This is a genomic window from Leucobacter celer subsp. astrifaciens, from assembly GCF_001273835.1.
GTDB classification, from domain to species: Bacteria; Actinomycetota; Actinomycetes; order Actinomycetales; family Microbacteriaceae; genus Leucobacter; species Leucobacter celer.
The window spans coordinates 475,343-501,208 of the sequence record NZ_JHEI01000136.1 but is presented as its reverse complement, the minus strand read 5'-3'; the positions used below and the strand labels follow the sequence as shown (position 1 = coordinate 501,208).

Sequence of the window (25,866 nt, the reverse complement as noted above, 5' to 3'; positions counted from 1 at the left end):
TTCTGGGCGAGGGCACAGCGAGGCCCGGGCGACACGGCGTAGGCTGGAGCGGTACGAAGAAGGGACGCATGGCGAAGAGTTACAGCGTGACATCGGCTGGCGTGAATCCGGCCGAGGATCGCGCGCACCGTATGCGCATGTACTTCATCGCGATGAGCCTGCGCGTGGCCTGCGTCGCCTCCCTCTTCTGGGTGCGCGGCTGGTGGGTGCTGCTCGCCGCCGCGGGGGCGGTGCTCCTGCCGTGGTTCGCCGTGATGGTGGGCAACGCGGTCGCCCACGGCGGGGGCGACGCGCCCGACGCGCCCGCTCCGCTGCAGCTCGAGGGCGGCGCGGGCGCCGAGACGGACGGACCGGGAGCCGAATCGCTGATCGTGATCGATGTCGATCCCGAGCGCCGGGCACGCCCGGCGGGAGGGCCGCCTCCGGGCAGCCCTCCCGCTGCTCCCGCGGATGCTGTTCGGACGGACCCGGCCGTTCCGGGTGCGGACGAGACGATTCCGGGAGACGCCCCGTGAGCGCCGCCGCGTCCTCGCCGCTGACCCTCGGCGGCACGCCCGAGCACCGTTTCGCGTGCTCCCGGGCCGGGTGCCGGGAGGCCGCCCGCTGGGCGATCCTCTGGCGGAACCCGCGGATCCACGACGCGGACCGGCGCAAGACCTGGCTGGCCTGCCCGGAGCATCTGGAGACGCTGCGCGAGTTCCTCGCAGCACGCGATTTTCCCCTGGAGGTACGGACGGTGGGTGAGCTCGATGACTGAGACGCGCGCACCGGAGACCGCTGAAGTCGCGGAGGATGCGGGCCGGGTCGGGTGGAGCTTCCTGCGTTCCGCCCGCTGGGCCGGATACTTCGCGATGCTGCTCATCTTCGCGATCGCCTGCGTGCTGCTGGGCAACTGGCAGTTCGATCGGCGCGCCGAGGCGCGGGCGGAGATCGCCCGCATCGACGCGAACTACGACGGCGCCCCTGTGGCGCTCTCCGAGGAGCTGCCGCACCGCGAGGCGTTCGACGAGGACGCGCAGAAGTGGCGCACCGTCTCGATCGAGGGCGAGTACTTCGGCGAGGCGTACCTCGCCCGCAACCGGCCCGGACCGCAGGGGGTCGGCTCGAACGTGATCCAGCCGCTCAGAACGGCCGACGGCGGCGTGTTCTTCGTCGATCGCGGCTGGGTGCCGGTCGACGGGGGCGCCTCGGAGCGCGGCGAGGTCGAGGAGGCCGATCTGCCGCAGCCCCCCGCGGGTCCGGTGCACGTCGTGGCCCGGCTGCGCGCCTCCGAGCCCGCGATCCCGGGTCGCACCACCGCCGGTCGCACCGTCGCGAGCATCCAGCTGTCCGAGCTGGCCCGCCTCAGCTCCTCGGAGGACACCGCCTACACCGGCGCCTACGGCATGCTCGTGTCGGAGGATCCCGCGGGCGAGCACGGCGTGCTGCCCGCGAAGCCCGAGCGCGACGAGGGCCCCCATCTCTCGTACGCGCTGCAGTGGTACGTGTTCATCCTGATCGCGGCGATCGGCGTGGCCTACGCGGCGCGACGGGAGTATCGGACGTTCAACGCGGGCAGCGCGGTGGTGCGCGAGCAGGATCGCCGCAGCGCCGAGCGCCGGAGTCGTCGGGGGCCGAGCGACGCGGAGGAAGAGGACGCGCTGCTCGATGCGTAGGCCGCTGCTGCTCGCACTGCTGGTGGGGTTCGCCCTGCTGCTCTCGGCGTGCGCGCCGCCCATCGACGCGACGGCCGCCCGGGAGTCGCTGTCCGAGGTGACCGAGGGTCCGGCGCCGCCCGAGGCGGCCGAGGAGCTCGACGCGGATCGCGAGCCCGAGCCGATCGTCGAGCCGCTCGAGTGCCTCCCCTATCTCGTGATCACCGCGCGCGGCACGGCGGAGCCCTCGCGCGGCCAGCTCCTCTCCCCCGTCTCCCGCGCGATCTCCGAGGCCCGGCCGGGCGAGGTGCTGCAGCTCGACCTCGCTTACCCCGCCGACACCGACGTGAAGGAGGGCGGCACCATCGGTGCTCGCACGCTCGTCGACACGCTCAACGTGCAGACGGAGGCCTGCGAGGATCAGCGCTTCGTGCTGCTCGGCTACTCCCAGGGCGCGCTCGTGATCGGCGACGCGCTCGCGGCACCCGGGGCGAGGCTCATCGGCGAGACCGTCGGCGAGGTGAGCGAGGCTGCGGCCGAGCGCGTGCTCGCGATCGTGTTCTACGGCAATCCCCGCTTCGTGGGCAGCGAGTCGTTCGACTACGGCAGCTACGACCCGCGGATGAACGGCATCCTGCCCCGTCCCCCCGGCAGCCTCGACGCCTATGCGGACCGCCTGCGCGATTACTGCGTCGCCGGCGACTTCGTCTGCCAGAGCAGCCTCGACCTCGACGAGGCGCCGCACGTCGACTACTACAGCAACGGCATGCAGCAGGACGGCGCGGCATTCGCGATCACCCGGCTGGATCCGCCGCGGAATGTCGATGGCCGTGACGACAGCGGCGATGCCACCGACAGCAGCGATGCCGCTGCGGGAGGCGACGCCACCGAGCAGCAGGAGACGGGCGGGCAGCGCACCGCGGACTAGCCGAGCGGTCGGACTACTCGAGGGCGCGCAGCATCCGCTGCAGCGCCTCGCGCAGTTCGCCGCGATGCGGCTCGGCGAGGTCGGTCGTGTACTCGACGCCGGGCGGGATGTAGAGCATCCCGTACATCGCCTCGCGCCAGTCGGCGCCGCCGACCGGCCAGCGGGTGCGGGAGTCGCTCTCGGCGGTGGCCCCCTGCGACCACTGCCCGAAGCGCTGCTGCATCTCGTCGAGCGGCAGATCCATCACGACGTCGGTTTCGACGGTCTGGGGCGCCCACGAGCGCGCGATGAGGATGAACTCCTCGACCTCCTCGGGGGTGAGCGGGCGCGGCGCGAACAGCACGCGAAGGTGCTCGAGCCCGGAGACGCGGTCGACGCGGAAGGTGCGCCAGTCGTCGCGCTCCAGGTCCCAGCAGAGCAGGTACCAGTGCCGTTCGGCCGGGGCGAGCGCGTGCGGCTCCACGCGACGGCGCGTCACGGCTCCCTCCGCGGAGGTGTAGGTGAAGCGCACGCGCTCGTGATCGCGGCACGCGAGGGCGAGCTCGCCGAGCACCTCCGACGACACCGGCGCGCCCGAGGAGATGCCCGCGGGCTGCACGGTCTCCGCGAGGGCGTTCACCCGACGGCGGAGACGCGCCGGCAGCACCTGCTCGAGCTTCGCGAGCGCCGTGATCGTCGTCTCGGCGCCCGACACGAGGCGCTGCGATGCGGCGACCCGCAGCCCGATGGCCATCGCCACGGCCTCTTCGTCGGTGAGCAGCAGCGGCGGAACGGCGCTGCCGGCCTCCAGCCGGTAGCCGCCCGCGGCACCCGGGGTCGATTCGACCCGGTAGCCCAGATCCCGTAACCGCTCGATGTCTCTCCGCACGGTGCGCTCGGTGACACCGAGGCGCTCGGCCAGCTCGGTACCCGGCCAGTGCCGATGCGTCTGCAGCAGGTTGAGGAGTGCCAGCGCGCGGGTGGTGGTGTCGGACATGCCCTCATGCTGTCACATTTTCAGGACAGGATCTGTCCTGGTTGTTCCTTAGCCTCGGATCATGACCTCAGAACCCATCATCCAAGCAGAGGCGCTGACCAAGCGCTTCACCGTCAAGCAGAAGACCGTCGAGGCGGTCACCGACCTGACCTTCCAGGTCGAGCGTGGCGAGCTCGTCGCGTTCCTCGGGCCGAACGGCGCGGGCAAATCCACCAGCCTGCGCATGCTGACCACGCTGGTCCCTCCCACCGAGGGCTCGGCGAGGGTCGCCGGCTGCGACATCCTCCGGGACTCGGCCGGTGTGCGGGCCCGGATCGGCTACGTCGGGCAGCTCACCAGCGGCAGCTTCGCGCAGCGCGTGCGCGACGAACTGCTCAGTCAGGGCGCGTTCTACGGGCTTTCCGCAGCGGCCACGCGCGCCCGCGCCGATGAGCTCATCGAGTCGCTGGACCTCGGATCCTTCGCCACCCGCACCGTGCAGCAGCTCAGCGGCGGGCAGAAGCGACGACTCGACATCGCACTCGGGCTGATGCACACCCCTCCCCTGCTCTTCCTCGACGAGCCCTCCACGGGGCTCGACCCGCAGAGCCGCGCGAATCTGTGGCAGCACATCCTCGATCTGCGCGAGCAGCACGGCACCACCGTCTTCCTCACCACGCACTATCTCGAGGAGGCGGATCGCTACGCCGAGCGCGTGATGGTCATGGATCGGGGCCGGATCGTCGCCGACGACACCGCCGACCGGATGAAGGCGGAACTCGCCGGAGACCTGGTCACGCTCGGGTTCAGCACCGGCGAGGAGACCGGTCGTGCCGCGGATGTGCTGCGGGGGCTGACCGAGCGCGAGGTGCGGATCGCGGACCGCGAGGTGTCGGTCACGGCACCGAACGGGGACGAGCTCCTCCCCGCCGCAGTGCGGGCGCTCGACGCGGCGGGAATCGCGGTGCGATCCGCCACCGGAGTGCCGCCGACGCTGGACGACGTGTTCCTCGCGCTCACCGGCCGCACGCTGCGCGAGGCGGAGCAGGGCGTTCAGGATGACGAACCGGACCAGGCCGAGCAGGCCGATGACGCTGCCGAGCGCGAGCTCGCGACGAAGGGAACGAAACGATGACCACCACGACCCCGGTAGACGATGGGACGGCGCGGACCGTCCGCCCGAACGCGGCGCGCGACACCTGGAACGTGCTCGTCCGCGAACTGCGCCCGGTGATCCGCGATCCGTTCTCCCTCATCTTCAGCCTGCTGCAGCCCCTGATCTTCCTGGGACTGTTCGCGCCGCTGCTCATCGGGGCGTCCGGCCGGCCCGCCGCCGAGACGCTGCAGTGGTTCGTGCCCGGTGTGCTCGTCATGATCGTGCTCTTCGGAACGGGTATGACCGGTTCCAACCTCCAGTACGAGATGATGACGGGCTCCCACGAGCGCACCCTCGTCGCCCCGCTGTCGAGGTCCTCGCTGCTGGTCGGGCGGGCGCTCAAGGAGGTCGCGCCGATCGTGGTGCAGGCCCTCCTGATCGTCGCGATCGCCTGGCCGTTCGGGTTCCGGGCGCACCCGGCCGGACTCATCGGCGGACTCCTGCTGCTCGCGGTGTTCGGCGTGGGGCTGGGCTCGCTCTCCTACGCCCTGGCGCTGGTCACCAAGGACCGCGAGTGGCTGTTCTGGGGCCTGCAGCAGGGGCTGATGTTCCCGCTGCTCATCCTCTCGGGGATGCTGCTGCCGCTCGACGAGGGCCCTGGCTGGATGCGCGCCATCGCCGCGGTCAACCCGGTGAACTGGGTCGTGCAGGCCGAGCGCGCGCTGCTGTCGGGTGCCTTCGCCGAACCCGCGGTGCTCTGGGGAGGCGCGTCCGCGCTCGCGGTCGCGACCGTGGGGCTCGTCGTGGGCATCCGGGCGATGCGCCGCAGCAGCTGAGCGGCTCGGGCGGAGCGGCCCGGAGCACTGTTGCCGGTGCCGCCCGCTCCGCCCGCGCCTCTACCGGCTACGCGAGCTCGATGAGCTCCAGGTACTCCTTCGACCAGTGGTCCTCGGTGGCCTCGGGCATGATCAGCACGCGCTCGGGGTTGAGCGCCTCGACGGCCCCCTGGTCGTGCGACACGAGCACCACGGCGCCCTTGAAGTGCGCGAGCGCGTCGAGGATCTCCTCGCGGCTGGCCGGGTCGAGGTTGTTGGTGGGCTCGTCGAGCAGCAGCACGTTGGCGCTCGAGACCACGAGCATCGCGAGTGCGAGGCGCGTCTTCTCCCCGCCGGAGAGCACTCCGGCCGGTTTGTGCACGTCGTCGCCGGTGAACAGGAACGAGCCGAGCACCTTGCGAGCCTCGGTCTCGGTGAGGTGCTGCGACACCGACACCATGTTCTGCAGCACGCTCGCCTTGACGTCGAGCGTCTCGTGCTCCTGCGCGTAGTACCCGACCTTCAGCCCGTGACCGGCGATGATCTCGCCGGTGTCGGCCTCGTCGACCTGCGCGAGCAGGCGCAGCAGCGTCGTCTTGCCGGCGCCGTTGAGTCCCAGGATCACGACCTTCGAGCCGCGATCGATCGCCAGATCGACACCGGCGAAGATCTCGAGCGATCCGTACGATTTCGAGAGCCCGGAGGCCATCAGCGGCGTCTTGCCGCAGGGCGAGGGATCGGGGAACCGCAGTTTGGCCACACGATCCACCTGGCGCACCTCGTCGAGGCCCGACAGCATCTTCTCGGCGCGCGCCACCATCTGGTGGGCCGCGGCCGCCTTGGAGGCCTTCGCGCCGAACTTCGCAGCCTGGTCCTTGAGGGCCGAGGCCTTCTTCTCGACGTTCGCCCGCTCTTTGCGCCGGCGCTCCTCGTCGGCGGCCCGCTGCCGCAGATAGAGCTTCCAGTTCATGTTGTAGATGTCGATGACCTGGCGGTTCGCGTCGAGGTAGAAGACGCGGTTCACGGTCTCCCCCACGAGGTCGATGTCGTGACTGATGATGATCACGCCGCCCTTGTAGCTCTTCAGGAACTCCCGCAGCCACACGATGGAGTCGGCATCGAGGTGGTTCGTCGGCTCGTCGAGGATCATGGTGTCCGCGTCCGAGAAGAGGATCCTCGCGAGCTCGATTCGGCGGCGCTGACCGCCGGACAGCGTCTTCAGCGGCTGATCGAGGATCCGGTCGGGCAGCCCGAGATTGTTCGAGATCGAAGCGGCCTCGGACTCCGCCGCGTACCCGCCGAGCGCCTGGAAGCGGTCGGTGAGATTGCCGAAGCGCCTCATCGCCTTCTCCGCCACCGCCGGGTCGTCGGACGCCATGTCCTCGGTCGCCTTCGCGATGTTCTGCGTGAGCGTGCCGAGCCCGCGGGCGTCGAGGATCCGGTGTCGCGCGATCTGCTCGGGATCCCCCGTGCGCGGGTCCTGCGGCAGGAAGCCGAGCTCCCCGGCGACGTTGATCGTGCCCTCCGCGGGCTGCAGCTCGCCCGAGAGGGTGCGCGTGAGGGTCGTCTTGCCCGCGCCGTTGCGCCCGACGAGACCGATCTTGTCGCCCGGGTTCACACGGAAGGTGACGCCCTCCATCAGGCGTCGGGCTCCGACGTCGATCGCGAGGTCTTCGACGGTGATCATGCTGCGGGGCTCCTCGGAGATGCCGGGTCTACGACCCGATCGGTGGACAACCTCGCTAGTCTACCGGCCGCTCGCGTCGACGATGCTGAGCGCGGCGTCGTCGGCCCAGATCACCGTCTCGACGGTGCCGCTGAGGCGCGCGGCCGGCAGCACCGGCTCGTCGCGCGCCACGATCCGCCCCACGGCCTCCGCCTTGGCCGCACCGGCCGCGATCAACCACGTGTGCTCCGCGCGGTTCAGCGCCGGGAGGGTCAGCGAGATGCGCTCGGGCGGCGGCTTCGGCGAGTCGCGCACCGGGATCGCGTCCACGACATCCGGGCCGACGAGCAGCAGGTCCTCGCGGCCGGGGAAGAGCGATGCGACGTGCCCGTCGGGGCCGACGCCGCTGAGGGCGAAGTCGATGCGGTCGATCCCCGCGACGAGGTCGGCGTAGGCGGCTGCTGCGGCATCGAGCGGCAGCCCCGAGTCAGCGGCGGGAATGCGGTGCACGAGCGCGGGATCCGTCTCCACCGCCGCGAACAGCGTGTCGTCGGCGAGCTTGTCGTTGCGATCCTCGTGCCCCTGCGGCACCCAGCGCTCATCGCCCCAGAGGAAGCGCACCCGCCGCCAGTCGACGGAGCCGAGCTCGGCGTGCGCGGCGAGATCCCGCAGCACCCGCTCTCCCCCGCTGCCCCCGGTGAGCACGATGCAGGGCACCTCGCCCTGCGCCTGCCGGGCTCGGCACCCCGCGACCAGTGCGTCGGCGACCGCCGCGCCGAGCGCTGCGAGGTCGGTGACGCGCGCGATGCGCAGCGGAGAGGGCATCGGCTAGGCCTCGATCTCCGAGCGGTCGCCCGACCACAGCGTGTGGAAGCTGCCGGGCCGGTCGATGCGCCGGTAGGTGTGCGCCCCGAAGAAGTCGCGCTGCCCCTGCACGAGCGCGGCGGGCAGCCGCTCGGCGCGCAGGCCGTCGTAGTAGGCGAGCGACGACGAGAACGCGGGGGCAGGGATGCCCGCGCGGGTGGCGTGCGTCACGACGCGGCGCCACGCCTCCTGCCCGCGGCCGAGCGCCTCGGCGAAGTAGGGCGCGGCCATGAGCAGAGGCAGCTCCGGCTGCTCCGCGTAGGCGTCGGCGATCCGGTTGAGGAACTGGGCGCGGATGATGCAGCCGGCGCGCCAGATGCGCGCGACGGAGCCGAGGTCGATGCTCCAGTCGTACTCGGCGGCTCCCGCGCGGATCTCGTCGAAGCCCTGCGAGTAGGCGACGATCTTCGAGGCGTAGAGCGCCTGGCGCACGTCCTCGATGAACTCGGCCTGATCGGACGGAGCCGGGATCTCGGCCGGGCCCGGCAGTCCCGCTGCGGCGTCGCGCTGCTCGGGGTGGGAGGAGAGGGAGCGCGCGAAGGTCGCCTCCGCGATGCCCGAGACCGGCACGCCGAGCGACAGCGCGGTCTGCACGGTCCAGGCGCCGGTGCCCTTCGCACCCGCCTGATCGAGGATCACGTCGACGAGCGGCTCGCCCGTCGCCGCGTCGACCTGCCTGAGCACCTCGGCCGTGATCTCGATGAGGTACGACTCGAGTTCGCCCCCGTTCCACTCCGCGAAGACCTCCGCGATCTCCGCGGGACTCTTCCCCGTGCCGCGACGGATCAGATCGTAGGCCTCCGCGATCAGCTGCATGTCGGCGTACTCGATGCCGTTGTGCACCATCTTCACGAAGTGCCCGGCGCCGTCGTGACCCATGTGCGCCACGCACGGCTCGCCCTCGGCGACCGCTGCGATGGACCGCAGGATCGGGCCGAGCGTCTCCCAGGCCTCGTCCGAACCGCCCGGCATGATGCTGGGGCCGTTCAGCGCGCCCTCCTCGCCGCCGGAGATGCCCGCGCCCACGAAGTTGATGCCCGTCTCGCGCACCGCCCGCTCGCGGCGGATCGTGTCCGGGAAGTAGGCGTTGCCCCCGTCGACGATGATGTCGCCCGGCTCGAAGACGCGCACGAGCTCTTCGATGGTGGCGTCGGTCGCGGCTCCGGCCTGGACCATGATGATCGCGGTGCGCGGGCGCGAGAGGCTCGCGGCGAACTCCTCGTAGGAGTACGCGGGCACGAATCCCGCCTCGGGGTGCTCGGCCACCAGCGCCTCGGTGCGCCCGCGGCTGCGGTTGAGCACCGCCACGGTGTTCCCCTCGCGGCTGGCCAGGTTGCGCGCGAGATTCGCGCCCATGACCGCCAGGCCGACCACGCCGATGTTCGCGGTGCGCTCGCGCGTTCCGGGCTCAGTCATCTTCCGTGCTCCATTCACTCGTTCGGTTGTCCTTCGCCGCCTGCGCCGACCGGATGCGGCCCAGCCGCTCGAGCACGCGCCGGTACATGACGTCCTCGTCGAGTCGGCGCAGCTCTTCCGCGAGGCACTCGCTCAGCGTGCGGCGCGGCAGCACGATCTCGTGGGTCGGGTGGCCCGGCTGCCGCAGGAGGGTCTGCGATCCGGAGACCCGCTCCAGCACCGCGTCGCCGGTGGCCCGTGACAGCGTGACCGAGCGCACCCCCTCCGCCGGGTGGTTGCCGTCTGGCAGCCGGCAGGTGGTGGGCACGTCCAGGGCGAGCTGGAGCCAGGCCGCGAGCAGCTGGGTCGACATCGACCCCGCGGCTCCGACGACCTCCACCGACGTCACCGGGTCGAAGGGCGGCTGGTCGAGCACTGCGGCGAGGTACTCGCGCCACCGTGTGACGCGCGTCCAGGCGAGGTCGGTGTCCCCCGCCGAGTAGGCGGCGATGCGCCGCACCTGCTCCGCGGCGTCGGTGATCGAGGCGCTGTCGGTGATCCTGCGCTGCGCGATGCGGCCGAGCGGATCCGAGCCGGGGCGCTCCGGGGCGGCGGCCGGCCACCACACGACGACCGGCGCATCGGGCAGCAGCAGGCCCGTGACGAGGCTCTCGATCCCGGTGCTCGCCTCGCCGTAGGCCCGCAGCACCACGACCTCGCTCGCGCCGGCGTCGGCGCCGACTCGGATCTCGGCGTCGAGGCGCGCCGGGCCCTCCGGCCGGGTGAGCAGCACGATCACGCGCATGGGATGCTCGTTCGACGCGTGATTCGCGGCCTCGACCACCGCCTCGTCGAGGGGCCCGGTGGCGGCGATCACGAGCGTCAGCACCCGTCCCAGCGCGGCGACGCCGCTCTCCTGCCGCATCGACACGAGACGACGTGCGACCGCGCTGACGCTCGTTCCGGGAAGCTCTTCGATCACGGTCGCCTCCAGCTGCGTCCATCCCGCGCGAGCAGCTCCCGCGCGGCGTCGGGTCCCCACGAGCCGGGTGCGTACTGCTCGAGCGGCTCGTCCAGCCCGGCCCAGTACTCCTCGACCGGGTCGAGGATCCGCCACGACAGCTCCACCTCCCGCTGCCGGGGGAAGAGCGGGGCGTCGCCCAGCAGCACGTCCAGGATCAGTCGCTCGTAGGCCTCGGGGCTCGCCTCCGTGAAGGCGTGCCCGTATCCGAAGTCCATCGTCACGTCGCGCACCCGGGCGGCGGTGCCGGGCACCTTCGCGCCGAAGCGGATCGTGATCCCCTCGTCCGGCTGCACCCGGATGACGAGCGCGTTCGAGCCCTGCTCGGTCGTCTCGGCCTTGCCGAAGAGCTCGCCGGCCTCCTTGCGGAACACGACGGCGATCTCGGTGACACGACGCCCGAGGCGCTTACCGGTGCGCAGGTAGAAGGGCACGCCGGCCCAGCGGCGGGTGTTGACGTGGAGCTTCATCGCCGCGTAGGTCTCGGTGCGGGATCCCGGATCCATGCCGTCCTCGTCGAGGAAGCCGGTGACCTCCTCGCCGCCCTGCCATCCTCCGGCGTACTGCCCCCTGGCGACCGCCGCGGCGAGGTCCTCCGGCAGCTTGACGGCCTCGAGCACCTTCTCCTTCTCGGCGCGCAGGTGCTCGGCGCTCAGGCTGATCGGCTCCTCCATCGCGGTGAGCGCGAGCAGCTGCAGCAGGTGGTTCTGGATCACGTCCCTGGCCGCTCCGACCCCGTCGTAGTAGCCCGCCCGGCCGCCGACCCCGATGTCCTCGGCCATGGTGATCTGCACGTGATCGACGTAGTTGCGGTTCCAGATCGGCTCGTACATCGTGTTCGCGAAGCGGAGCGAGAGGATGTTCTGCACCGTCTCCTTGCCGAGATAGTGGTCGATGCGGAAGATCGAGTCGGCGGGGAACGCCGACTCCAGGGCATCGTTCAGAGCCCGGGCCGAGGCGAGATCGTGCCCGAACGGCTTCTCGATGATCACCCGTCGCCAGCGCTGATCCTCGCTCGTGCGATCCACGAGTCCCGTGCTGCTCAGCTGCTGGGCGACCTCCGGGAACATCCGCGGAGGGATCGACAGATAGAAGGCGTGGTTGCCCATCGTGCCGCGCTCGCGATCGAGCGCGTCCACCGTGTCGCGCAGCCGGCGGTAGGCCGCGGGGTCGTCGAACTGCCCCTGCACGAAGCGGATGCCCTGGGCGAGCTGCCGCCAGGTCTCCTCGCGGAACGGCGTTCTCGCGTGCTTCCGCACCGCGTCGTGCACGATCTCGGCGAAGTCGCGGTCCGCCCAGTCGCGTCGCGCGAAGCCGACGAGGGCGAACCCCGGAGGGAGCAGCCCGCGATTCGCGAGGTCGTACACGGCCGGCATCAGCTTCTTGCGCGAGAGGTCGCCCGTGACGCCGAAGATCACGAGCGCACTCGGCCCGGCGATCCTGCTCAGGCGAGGATCGTCGGGCGAGCGCAGCGGGTTGGTAGGGCCCATCTAGATGGCGAACCCGAGAGCTCGCATCATGTCCCGACCGTCGTCGGTGATCCGCTCCGGGGTCCACGGCGGCATCCACACCCAGTTGATGCGGAACGCCGTCACGAGCCCGTCGAGGGCCTCCGCGATGTCGTTCTCGATGACGTCGGTGAGCGGGCATCCCGCGCTCGTGAGCGTCATGCTGATGACCAGCGCGTCGTGCTCCTCGTCGAAGGCCAGATCGTAGATCAGGCCCAGGTCGACGATGTTCACGCCCAGCTCGGGATCGGAGACGTTCTTCAGCGCCTCGATCGCCTGTTCGCGGAACTCCGGATCGATCGACAGCGGAACGGTCGTTGCTTCGTCGCTCATGAGAACCAGCCTAGACCAGGCCGGCGTCAGGCCGAAGCACCGGTGAGGAAGCGATCGTAACCCTCTTCCTCGAGGCGCTCGGCGAGCTCCGGGCCGCCCTCCTCCGCGACGCGGCCGTTCACGAACACGTGCACGAAGTCCGGCTTGATGTAGCGCAGGATGCGGGTGTAGTGGGTGATGAGGAGCACGCCGAGGCCCGTGTTGTCCTTGGCGCGGTTGACGCCCTCCGACACGACCTTGAGCGCGTCGACGTCGAGGCCGGAGTCGGTCTCGTCGAGCACCGCGAACTTCGGCTTGAGCAGTTCCATCTGCAGGATCTCGTTGCGCTTCTTCTCGCCGCCCGAGAAGCCCTCGTTGACGTTGCGCGACGCGAACGACTCGTCCATGCGGAGGTTCTGCATGGCCTCCTTGACGTCCTTCATCCAGGTGCGGATCGCCGGCGCCTCGCCGTCGATCGCGGTCTTGGCGGTGCGCAGGAAGTTGGCGTTGGTCACGCCGGGGATCTCGACCGGGTACTGCATGGCGAGGAAGAGGCCGGCCTGCGCGCGCTCGTCCACCTCCATCTCGAGCACCTCTTCGCCGTCGAGCAGGATCGATCCGCTGGTGACCTCGTAGCGGGGGTGGCCTGCGATCGCGTACGCGAGGGTCGACTTGCCCGAACCGTTGGGGCCCATGATCGCGTGGGTCTCGCCCTGCTTGATGGTGAGGTCGACCCCCTTCAGGATCTGCTTGGCACCCTGCTCGGTCTCGACGCTGACATGCAGGTCCTTGATTTCAAGAACGGAGCTCATTGTTCAATCTCTTTCGTAACGTTGGGGTCGATGTACACGTCGCCGTCTTCGATCTCGACAACGTAGACGGGAACCGGCTCGTACGCCGGGAGGTTCTGCGGGACGCCTGTGCGCAGCGAGAACGCGGACCCGTGGGCCCAGCACTCGAGCGTGTCGTCCTCGACGAATCCCTCGGACAGGCTGATCTGTCCGTGGGTGCAGGTGTCGCCGATGGCGTGGACCTCGCCCTGCGAGTCCAGCACCACGGCGATCGGCACATCGTCGACGACGACGCGCGTCGCCTGATCCTGCACCAGATCGCTCACCGCGAGCACCCTGTGACGAGCCATTACTTGACGGACTCCGCCAGTTCGGCCTCGACGGCGGCTTGCAGCCGCTCCTCGGTCGCCTCGTCGCCGATCTGGGCGATGACCTCGAGCAGGAAGCCGCGCACCACGAGCTTGCGCGCCTCCTCCTCGGAGATGCCGCGGCTCTGCAGGTAGAAGATGTGCTCGTCGTCGAAGCGGCCCGTCGCCGAGGCGTGCCCCGCCCCCTCGATGTCGCCGGTCTCGATCTCCAGGTTGGGGATCGAGTCGGCGCGAGTACCTTCGCTGAGCACGAGGTTGCGGTTCTGCTCGTAGCTGTCGGTGCCGGTGGCGTTGTTGCGGATCAGCACGTCGCCGATCCACACGGTGTGCGCCCCCTCGCCCTGCAGCGCCCCCTTGTAGGTGACGCGGCTGCGGGTGTGCGGCGCGTCGTGATCCAGGTAGACCTGGTGCTCCAGGTGCTGGCCGGCATCGGCGAAGTAGGCGCCCAGCGCCTCGCCGTTCGCGCCCTCGTGATCGAGGTGGATCGACGGGTTGAGGCGCACGACCTCGCCGCCGAGCGAGACCACGATGTGGGTCAGCGACGCGTCGCGCCCCACCGTGGCGTAGTGGCTCGCGAGGTGGATCGCGTCGTCGGCCCACTGCTGGACGCTCACGACGGTCAGCTTCGCGCCGTCGCCGACCACGATCTCCACGTTCTCGGAGAGCTGGGCGGCGCCCGTGTTCTCGAGGATCACGAGGCTCTCGCTCTGCGGCGCGGCCTCGATGATCGTGTGCCCCGCCCGGGGGGCGGAGTCGAGCGCGTCGCGGGTGACGATCGCCGTGACCTTCTCCTCGGCGCCGTTCGAGGGCGCGGACAGGGTCACGAGGTGAGCCTCGCCGAACGCCCCCCAGGCCGCGGCCGCGCCGCGCTCCTCGGGGATGCCCGCGCGGCCGATGCGGGCATCGTCGCGGGCGATCCACTCCGATGCGACGCCGGCGACCTCGCTCACGGCGCCTGCGGCAGTATGCACAGAAACGGAGACCGGGAGGCGGGAGCCGTCCAGTTCACCGTTCAGCAGGGCGTCGAGCTTCGCGATCGGCGTGAACTTCCAGACCGCCTCGCGACCCGTCACCCGTTCGAAGGCGGCGACGTCGGTCGACTTGGGGCGATCCGAACGGGTCTGCACCGGAATCCGGTTCGCCCAGTCGCCGTCCGAGTGGGCGGTCAGGCCATGCTGAGCAGTCTCTGTGGTTGCAACAGCTTCGGTCATTATCCGACGGATCCTTCCATGCCCATCTCGATGAGCTTGTTCAGTTCGAGGGCGTATTCCATGGGCAGCTCGCGCGCGATCGGCTCGATGAAGCCGCGCACGATCATCGCCATGCCCTCTTCCTCTGCCATGCCGCGGCTCATGAGATAGAACAGCTGTTCCTCGCTGACGCGGGAGACCGTGGCCTCGTGGCCGAGCTCCGCGTCGTCGGTGCGGATGTCGATCGCCGGGTAGGTGTCGCTACGCGAGATCGTATCGACGAGCAGCGCGTCGCAGACCACCGAGTTCGCGGAGTGATGAGCGGTCGCCTCGACGCGCACCTCGCCCCGGTAGCCGGTGCGTCCACCGCCGCGGGCGATCGACTTCGCGAGGATCGAGGACTTCGTGTTGGGCGCGAGGTGGATCATCTTCGCGCCGGTGTCCTGGTGCTGGCCGGGGCCCGCGAAGGCCACCGACAGGGTCTCGCCCTTGGCGTGCTCGCCCGTCAGGTAGATCGACGGGTACTTCATCGTGACCTTCGAGCCGATGTTGCCGTCGACCCACTCCATGGTGGCGCCCTCTTCGGCCACGGCGCGCTTGGTGACGAGGTTGTAGACGTTGTTCGACCAGTTCTGGATGGTCGTGTACCGCACGCGGGCGTTCTTCTTCACGATGATCTCGACGACGGCCGAGTGCAGCGAGTCCGACTTGTAGATCGGGGCCGTGCAACCCTCGATGTAGTGCACGTAGCTGCCCTCGTCGGCGATGATGAGCGTGCGCTCGAACTGGCCCATGTTCTCCGTGTTGATGCGGAAGTAGGCCTGCAGCGGGATCTCGACGTGCACGCCCTTCGGCACGTACACGAAGGAACCGCCCGACCACACGGCCGTGTTCAGCGCGGCGAACTTGTTGTCGCCCGACGGGATGACGGTGCCGAAGTACTCCTCGAAGATCTCCGGGTGCTCGCGCAGCGCGGTGTCGGTGTCGAGGAAGAGCACGCCCTGCTCCTCGAGATCCTCGCGGATCTGGTGGTACACCACCTCCGATTCGTACTGGGCCGCGACGCCGGCGACGAGGCGCTGGCGCTCGGCCTCGGGGATCCCGAGACGCTCGTAGGTCTCCTTGATCTCCTCGGGAAGCTCTTCCCAGCTCGTCGCCTGCTTCTCGGTCGAGCGCACGAAGTACTTGATGTTGTCGAAGTCGATCTCGGAGAGATCCGCGCCCCACGACGGCATCGGCTTGCGCCCGAAGATCTGCAGCGCCTTCAGGCGTCGCTGCAGCATCCACTCCGGTTCGTTCTTCAGAGCCGAGATTTCACGCACGACCTGCTCGCTGAGACCGCGCTTGGCAATCGCGCCCGCCTCATCGCTGTCGTGCCAGCCGAACTCGTACTGGCCCAAGCCTTCAAGCTCGGGTCGGTCGATCAGTACCTCTGGCATGATCCCTCCCTCATTCTTCGTCTCGCCGGGCCGGCCCCGCGTGCGCGCCAAAATATCGATCGGGCACACAGTCCTGGCCCTGCAGCGGTGCAGTAGTCTGGGCTTCGGACGGAACCGGCCGATCCGGTGCTTCGCACCCGATGGCGGTTCGCCGCACGCAACCACAGCTTCCCATTCTACAGCCTCCCGGAGAATAACGGGAGGGGCGCGCCAGGGGCGCACAGATGAGAGGCCGTCGAGAGGAGTTCTGTTGTCCGCCGCGACCACACCCGCCGGGTCCGCACCCGTTACCGGAAGGCCCCGCGACCCGGGTGCCGTCGCTCCCTCCCGGCTCCTGCGGGTCTCGGCGTGGATCTCCTTCGTGCTGAACGTGGCGATCATCGCCACCGGCGGCACCGTGCGCCTCACGGGATCGGGACTCGGCTGCACGGACTGGCCCGTCTGCACCCCCGGCTCGCTCGTCCCCACCCCCGAACTCGGCATCCACGGCATCATCGAGTTCACCAATCGCACGATCTCGGGGCCGCTGCTCATCATCGGCATCCTCGTGCTGGTGCTGAGCTGGCGCATCCGCGCCCAGCGCCGCGACCTCTTCGTCATCTCGACGGTGGTGCTGGGACTCGTCGCGCTGCAGGCCCTCGTGGGCGCCTTCGTGGTGTGGCTGCACCTCAACGCGAACCTGGTGGGCTTCCACTACACGGTCTCGCTCGTGATCGTGTGCATCACCGCCGCCTATCTGGTGCGCGTGTACGAGTCGCCCCTGCCTCGCGAGCGCGCCGTGCCGAAGGGCTTCGCGATCCTGACCCACGTCACCACGCTCTTCATGGCGATCACGGTGCTCTTCGGCGTGCTCACGACCGGTGCCGGCCCCCATTCGGGCGACGAGAGCATCGTGCGCGACGGCTTCGACGCGACGCTGCTCAGCCACATCCACGCGTGGCCCGGCTACATCTCCCTCGCACTCGTGCTCGCGCTCGTGGGCTGGTCGGCGGCGAAGCGCCTGCGCCCGCTGCGCTGGTCGATCGCGCTGCTCGCCGTGCTGATCGTGCAGATCGGGGTCGGCGTCTTCCAGGCCCGCAGCGGGCTGCCGCCCTTCGCCGTCGGCGTGCACATGGTGCTCGCATCTCTCACGGCCGCGGCGATGACCGTCGTGGTGCTGCGGCTGAAGCGCCCCGCCGCTCCCGCGGCGGAGCCTGCTGACTGACCCGGGCTGCCGAGTGCGCGCAGGTGGTTCCGAATCACCGCGATTCTGAACCATCTGCGCTCACGCTCCGAATGGGTATCGCGGATTCGGTATCGCTTCCCGAGCGCTCTTCGAGCAGCCGAGCCAGCACCGGCCGCACGGCGCGTGCGGTCCTCCCGCTGCATCGGAGCATGCTCCGGCCGGCCTCGACGGGGTCGTCGAGCACATCCTCGGAGGAGAAGACCAGGACGCGCCACCCGGCGTCGCGCGCGGCCTGGTGAGGGTGCCCCGCACTCCCCTGCCCCGCCTGCTGCGCTCACTCGTGTCGCCGGGAACTGCGGGCTGAACCCCTACCCCGCGAACGTCTCGAGCGCCCGCTCGAGATCGGCCCACAGGTCCTCCACGTGCTCGATCCCGACGCTCAGGCGCACGAGCGCCTCGGGCACCTCCACGGGCTCGGCGGCGTGCCTGCGGCGGCGCTCGACGAGGGATTCGACGCCGCCCAGACTGGTGGCCGGCGTGAACAGCCGCAGCGCGTCGACGAAGGCCTCGGCGGCCTCGGCCCCGCCGGCGAGCTCGATCGACACGACGGCGCCGAAGCCGTCGAGCTGCGCCCGCGCCCGCTCGTGGTTCGGGTCCTGCGGCAGACCGGGATAGCGCACGCGCGCGACGGCGGGGTGATCGAGCAGGCGCCGCGCGAGCTCGCCCGTCGTCTCCTCGGAGCGGTCCAGACGCAGCGCCATCGTGCGCAGGCCTCGCAGGGCGAGCCAGGCCTCGAAGGGACCCGGGATCCCTCCCTGCAGCGTGCGCCGCTTCGCGAGCCGCGCGCGCAGCTCGGGATCTCCCATCACGGCGAGGCCCAGCAGCACGTCCGAATGCCCGGCGATGAACTTCGTCGCGGAGTGGACCACCACGTCGGCGCCGACCTCGAGCGGCCGCTGCCGAAGCGGGGTGCTGAAGGTGTTGTCGACGACGACCGTCACACCGCGCTCGCGCGCAGCCCGGGCCAGCGCGGGCACCTCCACCACGTCGAGCATCGGGTTCGTGGGCGACTCGAGCCAGAGCAGGTCCGCGCCGTCGAGCGCCGCCACCGTGGCGTCGACGTCGAGCGGATCGACCTCGCGCAGCCGGAGAGCGCCCTCGGCCTCGAGTTCACGGGCCAGGCCGATCGTGCCGTTGTACGAGGCGCTCGGCACCACTGCGACGCCCCCGATCGGGGTGAGCGACAGCGCCGCGGACACCGCCGCCATTCCCGAGGCGTAGGCGAGACCTGGGGTCTCGCTCCCCTCGAGCGCGGCGATCGCCGACTCGAGCGGTTCCCAGCTCGGGTTCGAGTAGCGGGCGTACACCCGCTCCCCCGGCTCCGGCGTCCGGGAGCCCCGGAAGGTCGAGCTGAGCACGATCGGCGGGTTGAGGGGTCCGTCGGGCTCGGGATCCGGCCGGCCGAGGGCGACGACGGCGGTGCTGGGGTGGAACTCGTGCGCGTGGCTGGTCATCCCATCAGCGTAGCGCCGGCGCAGGACGCGAGTTCACCCGGCGCGCGCGACGATCTCGGCGTGCGGCATGAGCAGCCAGCCGTCGGGATCCTCCGCCCAGCGCTGCCAGCCCGCCGAGATGCGCTCCAGCCGATCGCGATCGGCGAGTCCGAGACGGATCGCGTTCTCGGCGAAGGCGGACGCGACCGCGCGCTCGGCCCACATGCCGCCCCACCACGCCCGATCCTCATCGGATTCGAACAGCCAGAGCGAGGCCGAGCAGGTCACCTCCGCGAAGCCCGCCTCGCGCGCCCATGCCTTGAGGCGTCTCCCGGCAGCGGGTTCCCCGCTGACCCCGCGGTGCACCTCGAGGTAGAGTTCGAGCCACTCGGTGAGCTCGGGATGGTCCGGCGACCAGATGACGCCCTCGTAGTCGACGTCGCGGGCCGCGACGACCCCGCCCGGCGCGGTGACGCGTCGCATCTCGCGGAGCATGGCGACCGGGTCTCCCACGTGCTGCAGCACCTGGTGCGCGTGCGCGATGTCGAAGCTGTCGTCGGCCATGTCGAGCGCGTAGGCGTCCGCCGTCTCGAAGCGGAGGTTCGCGAGACCGAGCGATGCCGTATCGGCCGCGGCCTTCTCCACGACGTCGCTCGACGCGTCGATGCCCACGACCTGCCCGGGAGCGACGAGGCGCGCGAAATCGGCGGTGATGGTCCCGGGTCCCGAGCCCACGTCGAGCACCCGTGTGCCGGGGCGCAGCAGCGGGAGCAGGTACGCGGCCGAGTTCTCGGCCGTGCGCCAGGTATGGGAGCGGAGCACGCTCGCGTGGTGTCCGTGTGCGTATGCATCAGCCATGCGCACACCCTATCGCTCCGTCGCAGCGGGAGCTGCGCCCGACGCCCGGGGAGCTCCGGGTCAGAACGGCAGCAGCGGATCGATCGCGATGGCGAGCGAGATCACGGAGAGGTAGGTGATCGAGCCGTGGAAGACCTGCATCGGCTTGCCCTCCCTGCCGCGGATCGCGCTGCCGTAGAGGCGGTGCGCCTGCAGGATGAAGTAACCTCCGGAGAGCACGGCGACCACCGTGTAGAGCCACCCGATCCCGGGCGCCGGGATCAGCAGCAGGCTCGAGGCGACCGTCGCCCAGGCGTAGAGGATCACCTGCAGTCCGACGGTGACGCGACCCCGCACGACGCCGAGCATCGGCACGCCGGCCGCCGCGTAGTCCTCGCGGTAGCGCATCGAGAGCGGCCAGTAGTGCGCCGGCGTCCAGAGGAAGATGATGAGGAAGAAGATCCACGCGGGCCAGCCGAGGTCGCCGGTGACCGCGGCCCAGCCGATGAGCACGGGGAAGCAGCCCGCGATCCCGCCCCAGATGATGTTCTGCTCGCTGTGGCGCTTGAGCAGCAGCGTGTAGACGACGACGTAGAAGAAGATCGCGGCCGCCGAGAGCGCTGCGGCCAGCCAGTTCGTGGTGAGCAGCAGCCACACGACGGAGAGCACGCCGAGCACCCACGAGAAGACGAGCGCGTTGCGGTCGGAGATCTCGCCCGTGACGAGCGGCCGGTTCTCGGTGCGCTTCATCTTGCGATCCATGTCGCGGTCGATGTAGCAGTTGAACGACCCCGCGGATCCGGCGCTCATCGCGCCGCCGATGAGCGTCGCGAGCACCAGCCAGAGATTCGGCAGTCCGCCCTGGGCCAGGATCATGGCCGGCACGGTGACCACAAGCAGCAGTTCCATGACGCGAGGCTTGGTCAGCGACACGTAGTTCTTGACGATGCGACCGAAGCTGCGGCGCGGAGGGGTCGCCGCGACTCTGGACTGGGTGGGGATCTGCGTGGACATCATCTCCCATGTTACCCGCCCTTGTCGCAGGAGCAGCCATTAGGATTGATCCGGTGAGCGCGAACGCGCTCGTTCCTGCCCTTGGAAAGGTGAGTCTTGGGAAACGAACTGCAGTGGGATGAGCTCGATGACCTCGCGGTGGACACCGCGCGCGTGCTGGCCGCGGACGCGGTCGAGAAGGTCGGCAACGGACACCCGGGGACGGCGATCAGCCTCGCCCCGGTCTCCTATCTGCTGCACCAGCGGGTCATGCGGCACGACCCCGCCGACCCGAAGTGGATCGGCCGGGACCGGTTCATCCTCTCGGTCGGTCATTCATCGCTCACCCAGTACGTGCAGCTGTACCTCGGCGGCTACGGGCTCGAACTCGACGACCTGAAGTCGCTGCGCACCTGGGGATCGAAGACCCCGGGCCACCCCGAGTACGGGCACACCGACGGTGTCGAGATCACCACGGGCCCGCTCGGCCAGGGCCTCGCCTCGGCCGTCGGCTTCGCGTACGCCGCCCGCTACGAGCGCGGCCTGTTCGACCCCGAGGCCGCGCCGGGCACGAGCCCCTTTGACCACTTCATCTACGTGGTCGCGGGCGACGGAGACCTGCAGGAGGGCGTGACCTCCGAGGCGTCGAGCCTCGCCGGGCACCAGGAGCTCGGCAACCTGATCGCGATCTACGACTCCAACCAGATCTCCATCGAGGACGACACCGACATCTCCTTCTCCGAGGACGTGGCGAAGCGCTACGAGTCGTACGGCTGGCAGGTGCTCGAGGTCGACTGGAAGAAGACCGGCGCGTACGTCGAGGACCTCGTCGAACTGCATCGTGCGATCGAGGAGGCGAAGGCCGAGACCTCGAAGCCCAGCCTCATCATCCTCAAGACCATCATCGGCTGGCCCTCCCCTGGCAAGCAGAACACGGGCGGTATCCACGGCGCCAAGCTCGGCGCGGATGAGCTCGCCAGCCTGAAGACCGCGCTCGGCTTCGATCCCGAGCAGCACTTCGCCGTGGCGCCCGAGGTGATCGAGCACTCCCGCAAGGCCGTGCAGCGCGGCGCCGAGAAGCGCGCCGAGTGGCAGCGGTCGTTCGACGCGTGGGCCGAGGCCAACCCCGAGCGGAAGGCGCTCTTCGACCGCGTCGAGGCGCAGCAGCTGCCCGAGGGCGCGCTCGAGGCGCTCCCCGCGTTCGAGCCCGGTGCGAGCATCGCGACCCGCGCGGCCAGCGGCAAGGTGCTGGCTGCGCTCGGCCCGATCATGCCCGAGCTGTGGGGCGGCTCGGCCGACCTCGCCGGCTCGAACAACACCACGATCCCCGGCGTCCCATCCTTCGTCCCGGCGAATCACTCCACCTCGAGCTGGAGTGGCGATCCCTACGGCCGCGTGCTGCACTTCGGCATCCGCGAGCACGCCATGGGCGCGATCCTCAACGGCATCCAGCTGCACGGGAAGACCCGCTCGTACGGCGGCACCTTCCTCATCTTCAGCGACTACATGCGCCCGGCCGTCCGCCTCGCCGCACTCATGAACGTGCCCAGCATCTTCGTGTGGACGCACGATTCCGTCGCACTCGGAGAGGACGGCCCGACGCACCAGCCCATCGAGCAGCTCGCCACGCTGCGCGCGATCCCGAACCTCGCGATCGTGCGCCCGGCCGACGCGAACGAGGTCTCGGCCGCGTGGCACGAGGTGCTGTCGCGCCACGCCGGGCCCGCCGGCATCGCCCTCACCCGCCAGAACGTGCCGGTGCTCGAGGGCACCTCGGCCGAGGGCGTGCGCAGGGGCGCCTACGTGCTCGCGGACTCCCCCACCGAGAACATCGACGTGCTGCTCATCGCGACCGGTTCGGAGGTGCAGCTGGCGGTCGCGGCGCGCGAGCGTCTCGCGGCCGAGGGCATCGGCGCGCGCGTTGTCTCGGCCCCGTGCCTGGAGTGGTTCGCCGAGCAGAGCGAGGAGTACCGCGAGAGCGTGCTGCCCGCCGCCGTCACCGCCCGCGTGAGCGCGGAGGCCGGGCTCGCGCTCGGCTGGGAGCGCTATGTGGGAGACCGCGGCCGCTCGGTCTCGATCGAGCACTTCGGCGCATCGGCCGACTACGAGACCCTGTTCCGGGAGTTCGGGATCACCACCGACGCCGTGGTCGCCGCGGCGCACGAGAGCATTGCAGCAGTGGAGGCAGCAGGATGAGCGCATCGACCCAGCACCTGAGCCGCGCGGGAGTGAGCATCTGGCTCGACGACCTCTCGCGGAGCCGCATCGAGAGCGGAGAGCTGCGCGAGCTGATCGGCAGCCACGACGTGGTCGGCGTCACCACCAATCCCACCATCTTCGCGGGTGCGATCGCGGGCGGCGTGGGCTACGGGGAGCGGATCGCCGCGTGCGCGGCGCGCGGGCTCGGCGTCTCCGATACCATCATCGAGCTCACGACCGCCGACGTCGCCGACGCGTGCGACGTGTTCGCCGAGGTGTACGCCGACTCGGCCGGCCGCGACGGCCGCGTGTCCATCGAGGTCGAGCCGGGCCTCGCCCGCGACACCGCCGGCACGGTCGTGCAGGCGCGCGAGCTGTGGGCCAAGGTGGACCGGCCCAACGCGATGATCAAGATCCCCGCGACGGTCGAGGGCCTCGAGGCCATCACCGAGACCATCGCGGCCGGGATCAGCGTGAACGTGACGCTCATCTTCAGCCTCGAGCGCTACCGCCAGGTGATCAACGCCTACCTGACCGGGCTCGAGCGCGCCCGCGAGGCCGGTATCGATCTGTCGGGCATCCACTCGGTGGCGTCGTTCTTCGTGTCGCGTGTGGACAGCGAGATCGACGGCCGCCTGAACGCGATCGGCACCGATGAGGCGCTCGCGCTGAAGGGGCAGTCGGGAGTGGCCAACGCGCGCCTCGCCTACGAGGTCTACGAGCAGTCGTTCGCCACCGAGCGCGCGCGCCTGCTGCGCGACCTCGGCGCCAACGCGCAGCGCCCGCTCTGGGCCTCGACCGGCGTCAAGGACCCCGCGCTCCCCGACACCCTCTACGTCGCCGAACTCATCGCGCCCGGCGTGGTGAACACGATGCCGGAGGCGACGCTGCGGGCGTTCGCCGACCACGGCGAGGTGCGCGGCGACACGGTCACCTCCGAGTACCTCGAGTCGAATCAGCTGCTCAACGCGGTCGCCGGGCAGGGCATCGACTACGTCGAGGTGACTGAGAAGCTCGAGCTCGAGGGGCTGCAGAAGTTCGACGCCTCGTGGGACGAGCTCTGCGAGACGGTGGAGCAGGAGCTGCGGAAGGCGGGCTAGGCATGAGTGTTCAGCTGAGCATCGGATCGGATATCGCCGACTTCGAGGAGCCGCTGCGGCGGCTGGTGTCGGATCGGGTGGCGAGTCGCATCTTCGGGCGGGATGCCTCGCTGTGGGGTCGCGCGGCTGAGCCCGAGGCTGCGATCCGGCTCGGCTGGACCGATTTCATGCGGACCGCGGAGCAGCTGATCCCGCGGATCGAAGCGCTGCGCGCCGAGTTCCTGGCGCAGGGCGTCGATCGCTTCGTGCTGTGCGGCATGGGCGGTTCGAGCCTCGCACCCGCCGTGATCACCCGCTGGGCCGGTGTCGAGTTGACCATGATCGACTCCACGCACCCCGATGCGGTGCGGCGCGTGCTCGACGCGCAGGAGCTGCCGCGCACCGCGGTCGTCGTGAGCTCGAAGTCCGGCAGCACCATCGAGACGCGCAGCCATCTGGCCGCCTTCTCCCACGCGTTCCGCGCGGTCGGCATCGACCCCGCCGAGCGCATCGTGATCGTCACCGATCCGGGCTCGCCTCTCGACGGCGAGTCCCGCGCGGCGAATCGGCGGGTGTTCAACGCGGATCCGCACGTGGGGGGCCGTTTCTCCGCCCTCACCGCGTTCGGGCTCGTGCCCTCCGGCCTCGCCGGAGCCGATCTGCACGCACTGGTCTCGGACGCGCAGAACGTGCGCGAGGCCCTCGCGAGCGACTCCCCCGAGAATCCCGCCGCGCGTCTCGCCGCGGCGATCGCGGCCGGTCTGCCCGAGCGGTTCGTGCTCGCCGTCTCCGAGGCCGCAGGCTCCGAGTGGGGCTTCGGCGCCTGGATCGAGCAGCTCGTCGCGGAGTCGACCGGCAAGGACGGCCGGGGCGTGCTGCCGATCGCGCTGCCCGCTACGGCCGCTGAGATCGCCGCGCCGCCCGCGAACACCGTGCGGGTCCGTGCGGGGGCTGTTCTCCCGGATCCGGACCACACGGGTTCCGAAGCCGGCTGGGACCTGGCGACTGCCGGAGCGCTGGGTTCCCAGATCCTGCTGTGGGAGGTCGCGACGGCCGCCCTCGGCCGCCTCATGGGCATCGATCCGTTCAACCAGCCCGACGTCGAGGCGGCGAAGGTGGCCGCGCGTGCGGCACTCGGAACCGCGGCGGCACGCGGCTCCGACGCACCCGAGGCGCCCGACGCCGATCGGCTCGCCGCCGAGCTCCGGGCCATCGCACCGGCGGGCGGCTATCTCGCGATCCAGGCCTACGTCGACCCCGCGGGTCGCTACGCCGCGGCGCTGCGAGAGCTGCGGCAGCGGCTCGCCACGGAGCTGGGCGTTCCGGTGGCGCTCGGATTCGGACCCTCCTACCTGCACTCCGTGGGGCAGCTGCACAAGGGCGGGCCGGCCCTCGGCGCGTTCCTGCAGGTGACCGAGGTCGTCGACCGGGACCTCATGATCCCCGGTGCGGAGAGCAGCTTCGGCGCTCTCATCGCAGCCCAGGTCCGCGGCGACCGGGAGGTGCTCGAGGAGCGCGGCCGGCCGGTGCTCGTACTCCCCCTCTCGGGCAGCGGCGATCCATCGCTCGGCGAGCTCCTCGCGGCGCTGTAGCCGAGCGCGCCGAGCAACGCCAGGCTCGGCCGGTCAGCCGTCCGTCGCTCAACCGGCCGGCACACGCCGAAGGGCCGGGACCCCCACGGGGATCCCGGCCCTTCGGCGTCTCTGCGACCGCTACGCCGACTTGCGGGCGGTACCGCGGCGCTCGCGCAGCTTCTGCAGCGCGGCCTCCAGGAGCTCGTCGGCCTCCTCGGGCGTGCGGCGCTCCTTCACGTACGCGAGGTGCGTCTTGTACGGCTCGTTCTTCGGGAGCAGCGGCGGGTTCGCCTGGTCGCGGCCCGCGGGCAGGCCGGTCGTCGGGGAATCGATCTGCTCGGGGATCTCCTCTGCGGCGACATCGGCCGCGAAGTAGCGGACCGTCTCGTTGCCCAGGGCGTCCCAGTACGAAATCTGGATGCGATCGGCGCGAGCTCCGTGATCCTGCTCCCCCATGGGGCCGGATCCGACGCGCGCACCACGGATGGCGTTACTGCCGGCCATGGATACCTTTCTGAAGAGAGTGCGATGCTCGCGGGGGTCC

The 25,866-nt window shown here is 70.5% G+C and carries 25 protein-coding genes; 10 read left to right on the top strand and 15 right to left on the bottom strand.

Annotated elements, in window-relative coordinates; genetic code table 11:
• Positions 1-68: 68 nt before the first annotated feature.
• From AMS65_RS10485 to AMS65_RS10470, 4 genes are read left to right on the top strand one after another with little or no spacing between them, the layout of a single operon-like run.
• A complete protein-coding gene (locus AMS65_RS10485) occupies positions 69-515 on the top strand; it encodes a DUF3099 domain-containing protein (RefSeq protein ID WP_083451596.1) in 447 nt (148 codons plus the stop codon).
• Positions 512-757 carry a hypothetical protein gene (locus AMS65_RS10480; RefSeq protein WP_083451595.1) on the top strand — a complete coding sequence of 82 codons (246 nt, stop codon included), beginning with the start codon at positions 512-514 and terminating at the stop codon, positions 755-757. The genes AMS65_RS10485 and AMS65_RS10480 overlap by 4 nt, the downstream gene beginning before the upstream one ends.
• Entirely contained in the window at positions 750-1,655 is a 906-nt protein-coding gene (locus AMS65_RS10475; protein WP_053384072.1) for an SURF1 family cytochrome oxidase biogenesis protein, read from the top strand. The genes AMS65_RS10480 and AMS65_RS10475 overlap by 8 nt, the downstream gene beginning before the upstream one ends.
• Entirely contained in the window at positions 1,648-2,562 is a 915-nt protein-coding gene (locus AMS65_RS10470; RefSeq protein ID WP_075200942.1) for a cutinase family protein, read from the top strand. The genes AMS65_RS10475 and AMS65_RS10470 overlap by 8 nt, the downstream gene beginning before the upstream one ends.
• Positions 2,563-2,575: 13 nt before the next feature.
• Here the strand turns inward: AMS65_RS10470 and AMS65_RS10465 are convergent, their stop codons facing one another.
• Positions 2,576-3,538, bottom strand: a complete 963-nt coding sequence (locus AMS65_RS10465; RefSeq protein ID WP_053384071.1) for a helix-turn-helix transcriptional regulator — start codon at positions 3,536-3,538, stop codon at positions 2,576-2,578.
• 61 nt (positions 3,539-3,599) lie between these two features.
• Here AMS65_RS10465 and AMS65_RS10460 point away from each other — a divergent pair, with 61 nt between their 5' ends.
• Together AMS65_RS10460 and AMS65_RS10455 are read left to right on the top strand one after the other, a co-directional pair.
• A complete protein-coding gene (locus AMS65_RS10460) occupies positions 3,600-4,652 on the top strand; it encodes an ATP-binding cassette domain-containing protein (RefSeq protein ID WP_053384070.1) in 1,053 nt (350 codons plus the stop codon).
• Positions 4,649-5,449: an ABC transporter permease gene (locus AMS65_RS10455; RefSeq protein ID WP_053384069.1), complete on the top strand. Its 801-nt coding sequence runs from the start codon at positions 4,649-4,651 to the stop codon at positions 5,447-5,449. The genes AMS65_RS10460 and AMS65_RS10455 overlap by 4 nt, the downstream gene beginning before the upstream one ends.
• A 67-nt stretch (positions 5,450-5,516) precedes the next feature.
• Here the strand turns inward: AMS65_RS10455 and abc-f are convergent, their stop codons facing one another.
• From abc-f to sufB, 10 genes are read right to left on the bottom strand one after another with little or no spacing between them, the layout of a single operon-like run.
• Entirely contained in the window at positions 5,517-7,115 is a 1,599-nt protein-coding gene (abc-f, locus tag AMS65_RS10450) for a ribosomal protection-like ABC-F family protein (protein WP_053384068.1), read from the bottom strand.
• 60 nt (positions 7,116-7,175) lie between these two features.
• Positions 7,176-7,919 carry a 6-phosphogluconolactonase gene (pgl, locus tag AMS65_RS10445; RefSeq protein ID WP_075200941.1) on the bottom strand — a complete coding sequence of 248 codons (744 nt, stop codon included), beginning with the start codon at positions 7,917-7,919 and terminating at the stop codon, positions 7,176-7,178.
• Between the two features lie 3 nt (positions 7,920-7,922).
• The gene (gene gndA / locus AMS65_RS10440) at positions 7,923-9,374 is read right to left on the bottom strand and encodes an NADP-dependent phosphogluconate dehydrogenase (protein WP_053384067.1); all 1,452 of its coding nucleotides are present in this window, start codon (positions 9,372-9,374) and stop codon (positions 7,923-7,925) included.
• A complete protein-coding gene (locus AMS65_RS10435; protein ID WP_053384159.1) occupies positions 9,367-10,335 on the bottom strand; it encodes a glucose-6-phosphate dehydrogenase assembly protein OpcA in 969 nt (322 codons plus the stop codon). The genes gndA and AMS65_RS10435 overlap by 8 nt, the downstream gene beginning before the upstream one ends.
• Positions 10,332-11,864 carry a glucose-6-phosphate dehydrogenase gene (zwf, locus tag AMS65_RS10430; RefSeq protein ID WP_053384066.1) on the bottom strand — a complete coding sequence of 511 codons (1,533 nt, stop codon included), beginning with the start codon at positions 11,862-11,864 and terminating at the stop codon, positions 10,332-10,334. Before zwf ends, AMS65_RS10435 begins: the two co-directional genes overlap by 4 nt.
• Entirely contained in the window at positions 11,865-12,215 is a 351-nt protein-coding gene (locus AMS65_RS10425; protein ID WP_053384065.1) for a metal-sulfur cluster assembly factor, read from the bottom strand.
• Between the two features lie 26 nt (positions 12,216-12,241).
• Positions 12,242-13,006, bottom strand: a complete 765-nt coding sequence (gene sufC, locus AMS65_RS10420; RefSeq protein WP_053384064.1) for a Fe-S cluster assembly ATPase SufC — start codon at positions 13,004-13,006, stop codon at positions 12,242-12,244.
• On the bottom strand, positions 13,003-13,335 hold the full coding sequence (locus tag AMS65_RS10415; RefSeq protein ID WP_053384063.1) for a non-heme iron oxygenase ferredoxin subunit: 333 nt from the start codon (positions 13,333-13,335) through the stop codon (positions 13,003-13,005). The genes sufC and AMS65_RS10415 overlap by 4 nt, the downstream gene beginning before the upstream one ends.
• Positions 13,335-14,564, bottom strand: a complete 1,230-nt coding sequence (sufD, locus tag AMS65_RS10410; RefSeq protein WP_053384062.1) for a Fe-S cluster assembly protein SufD — start codon at positions 14,562-14,564, stop codon at positions 13,335-13,337. Before sufD ends, AMS65_RS10415 begins: the two co-directional genes overlap by 1 nt.
• On the bottom strand, positions 14,564-15,982 hold the full coding sequence (gene sufB, locus AMS65_RS10405) for a Fe-S cluster assembly protein SufB (RefSeq protein ID WP_053384061.1): 1,419 nt from the start codon (positions 15,980-15,982) through the stop codon (positions 14,564-14,566). Before sufB ends, sufD begins: the two co-directional genes overlap by 1 nt.
• Before the next feature lie 247 nt (positions 15,983-16,229).
• On the opposite strand from sufB, the gene AMS65_RS10400 reads away from it, so the two are divergent.
• Positions 16,230-17,186, top strand: coding sequence for a COX15/CtaA family protein (locus AMS65_RS10400; RefSeq protein ID WP_053384158.1), 957 nt, complete (start codon positions 16,230-16,232; stop codon positions 17,184-17,186).
• 329 nt (positions 17,187-17,515) lie between these two features.
• Here AMS65_RS10400 and AMS65_RS10395 read toward each other — a convergent pair whose 3' ends face one another.
• The 3 genes from AMS65_RS10395 to AMS65_RS10385 are packed head-to-tail and all read right to left on the bottom strand — an operon-like array spanning position 17,516 to position 20,491.
• A complete protein-coding gene (locus AMS65_RS10395; RefSeq protein ID WP_053384060.1) occupies positions 17,516-18,661 on the bottom strand; it encodes a trans-sulfuration enzyme family protein in 1,146 nt (381 codons plus the stop codon).
• Between the two features lie 33 nt (positions 18,662-18,694).
• Positions 18,695-19,498, bottom strand: a complete 804-nt coding sequence (locus tag AMS65_RS10390; RefSeq protein WP_053384059.1) for a methyltransferase domain-containing protein — start codon at positions 19,496-19,498, stop codon at positions 18,695-18,697.
• Positions 19,499-19,558: 60 nt separating this feature from the next.
• Positions 19,559-20,491 carry a heme o synthase gene (locus AMS65_RS10385; protein WP_157502203.1) on the bottom strand — a complete coding sequence of 311 codons (933 nt, stop codon included), beginning with the start codon at positions 20,489-20,491 and terminating at the stop codon, positions 19,559-19,561.
• 96 nt (positions 20,492-20,587) lie between these two features.
• Between AMS65_RS10385 and tkt the strand changes: the two genes are divergently transcribed.
• Genes tkt through AMS65_RS10370 form a run of 3 tightly spaced genes read left to right on the top strand, consistent with a single transcriptional unit; the run spans position 20,588 to position 25,340 of the window.
• A complete protein-coding gene (gene tkt / locus AMS65_RS10380) occupies positions 20,588-22,666 on the top strand; it encodes a transketolase (protein ID WP_053384057.1) in 2,079 nt (692 codons plus the stop codon).
• On the top strand, positions 22,663-23,769 hold the full coding sequence (gene tal / locus AMS65_RS10375; protein ID WP_053384056.1) for a transaldolase: 1,107 nt from the start codon (positions 22,663-22,665) through the stop codon (positions 23,767-23,769). The genes tkt and tal overlap by 4 nt, the downstream gene beginning before the upstream one ends.
• Before the next feature lie 2 nt (positions 23,770-23,771).
• Complete coding sequence (locus AMS65_RS10370; protein WP_053384055.1) at positions 23,772-25,340, top strand: glucose-6-phosphate isomerase; 1,569 nt, start codon at positions 23,772-23,774, stop codon at positions 25,338-25,340.
• Between the two features lie 120 nt (positions 25,341-25,460).
• Here the strand turns inward: AMS65_RS10370 and AMS65_RS10365 are convergent, their stop codons facing one another.
• Positions 25,461-25,826 (bottom strand): RNA polymerase-binding protein RbpA, encoded by a 366-nt coding sequence (locus tag AMS65_RS10365; protein ID WP_053384054.1) that lies wholly within the window; start codon positions 25,824-25,826, stop codon positions 25,461-25,463.
• Positions 25,827-25,866 lie beyond the last annotated feature (40 nt).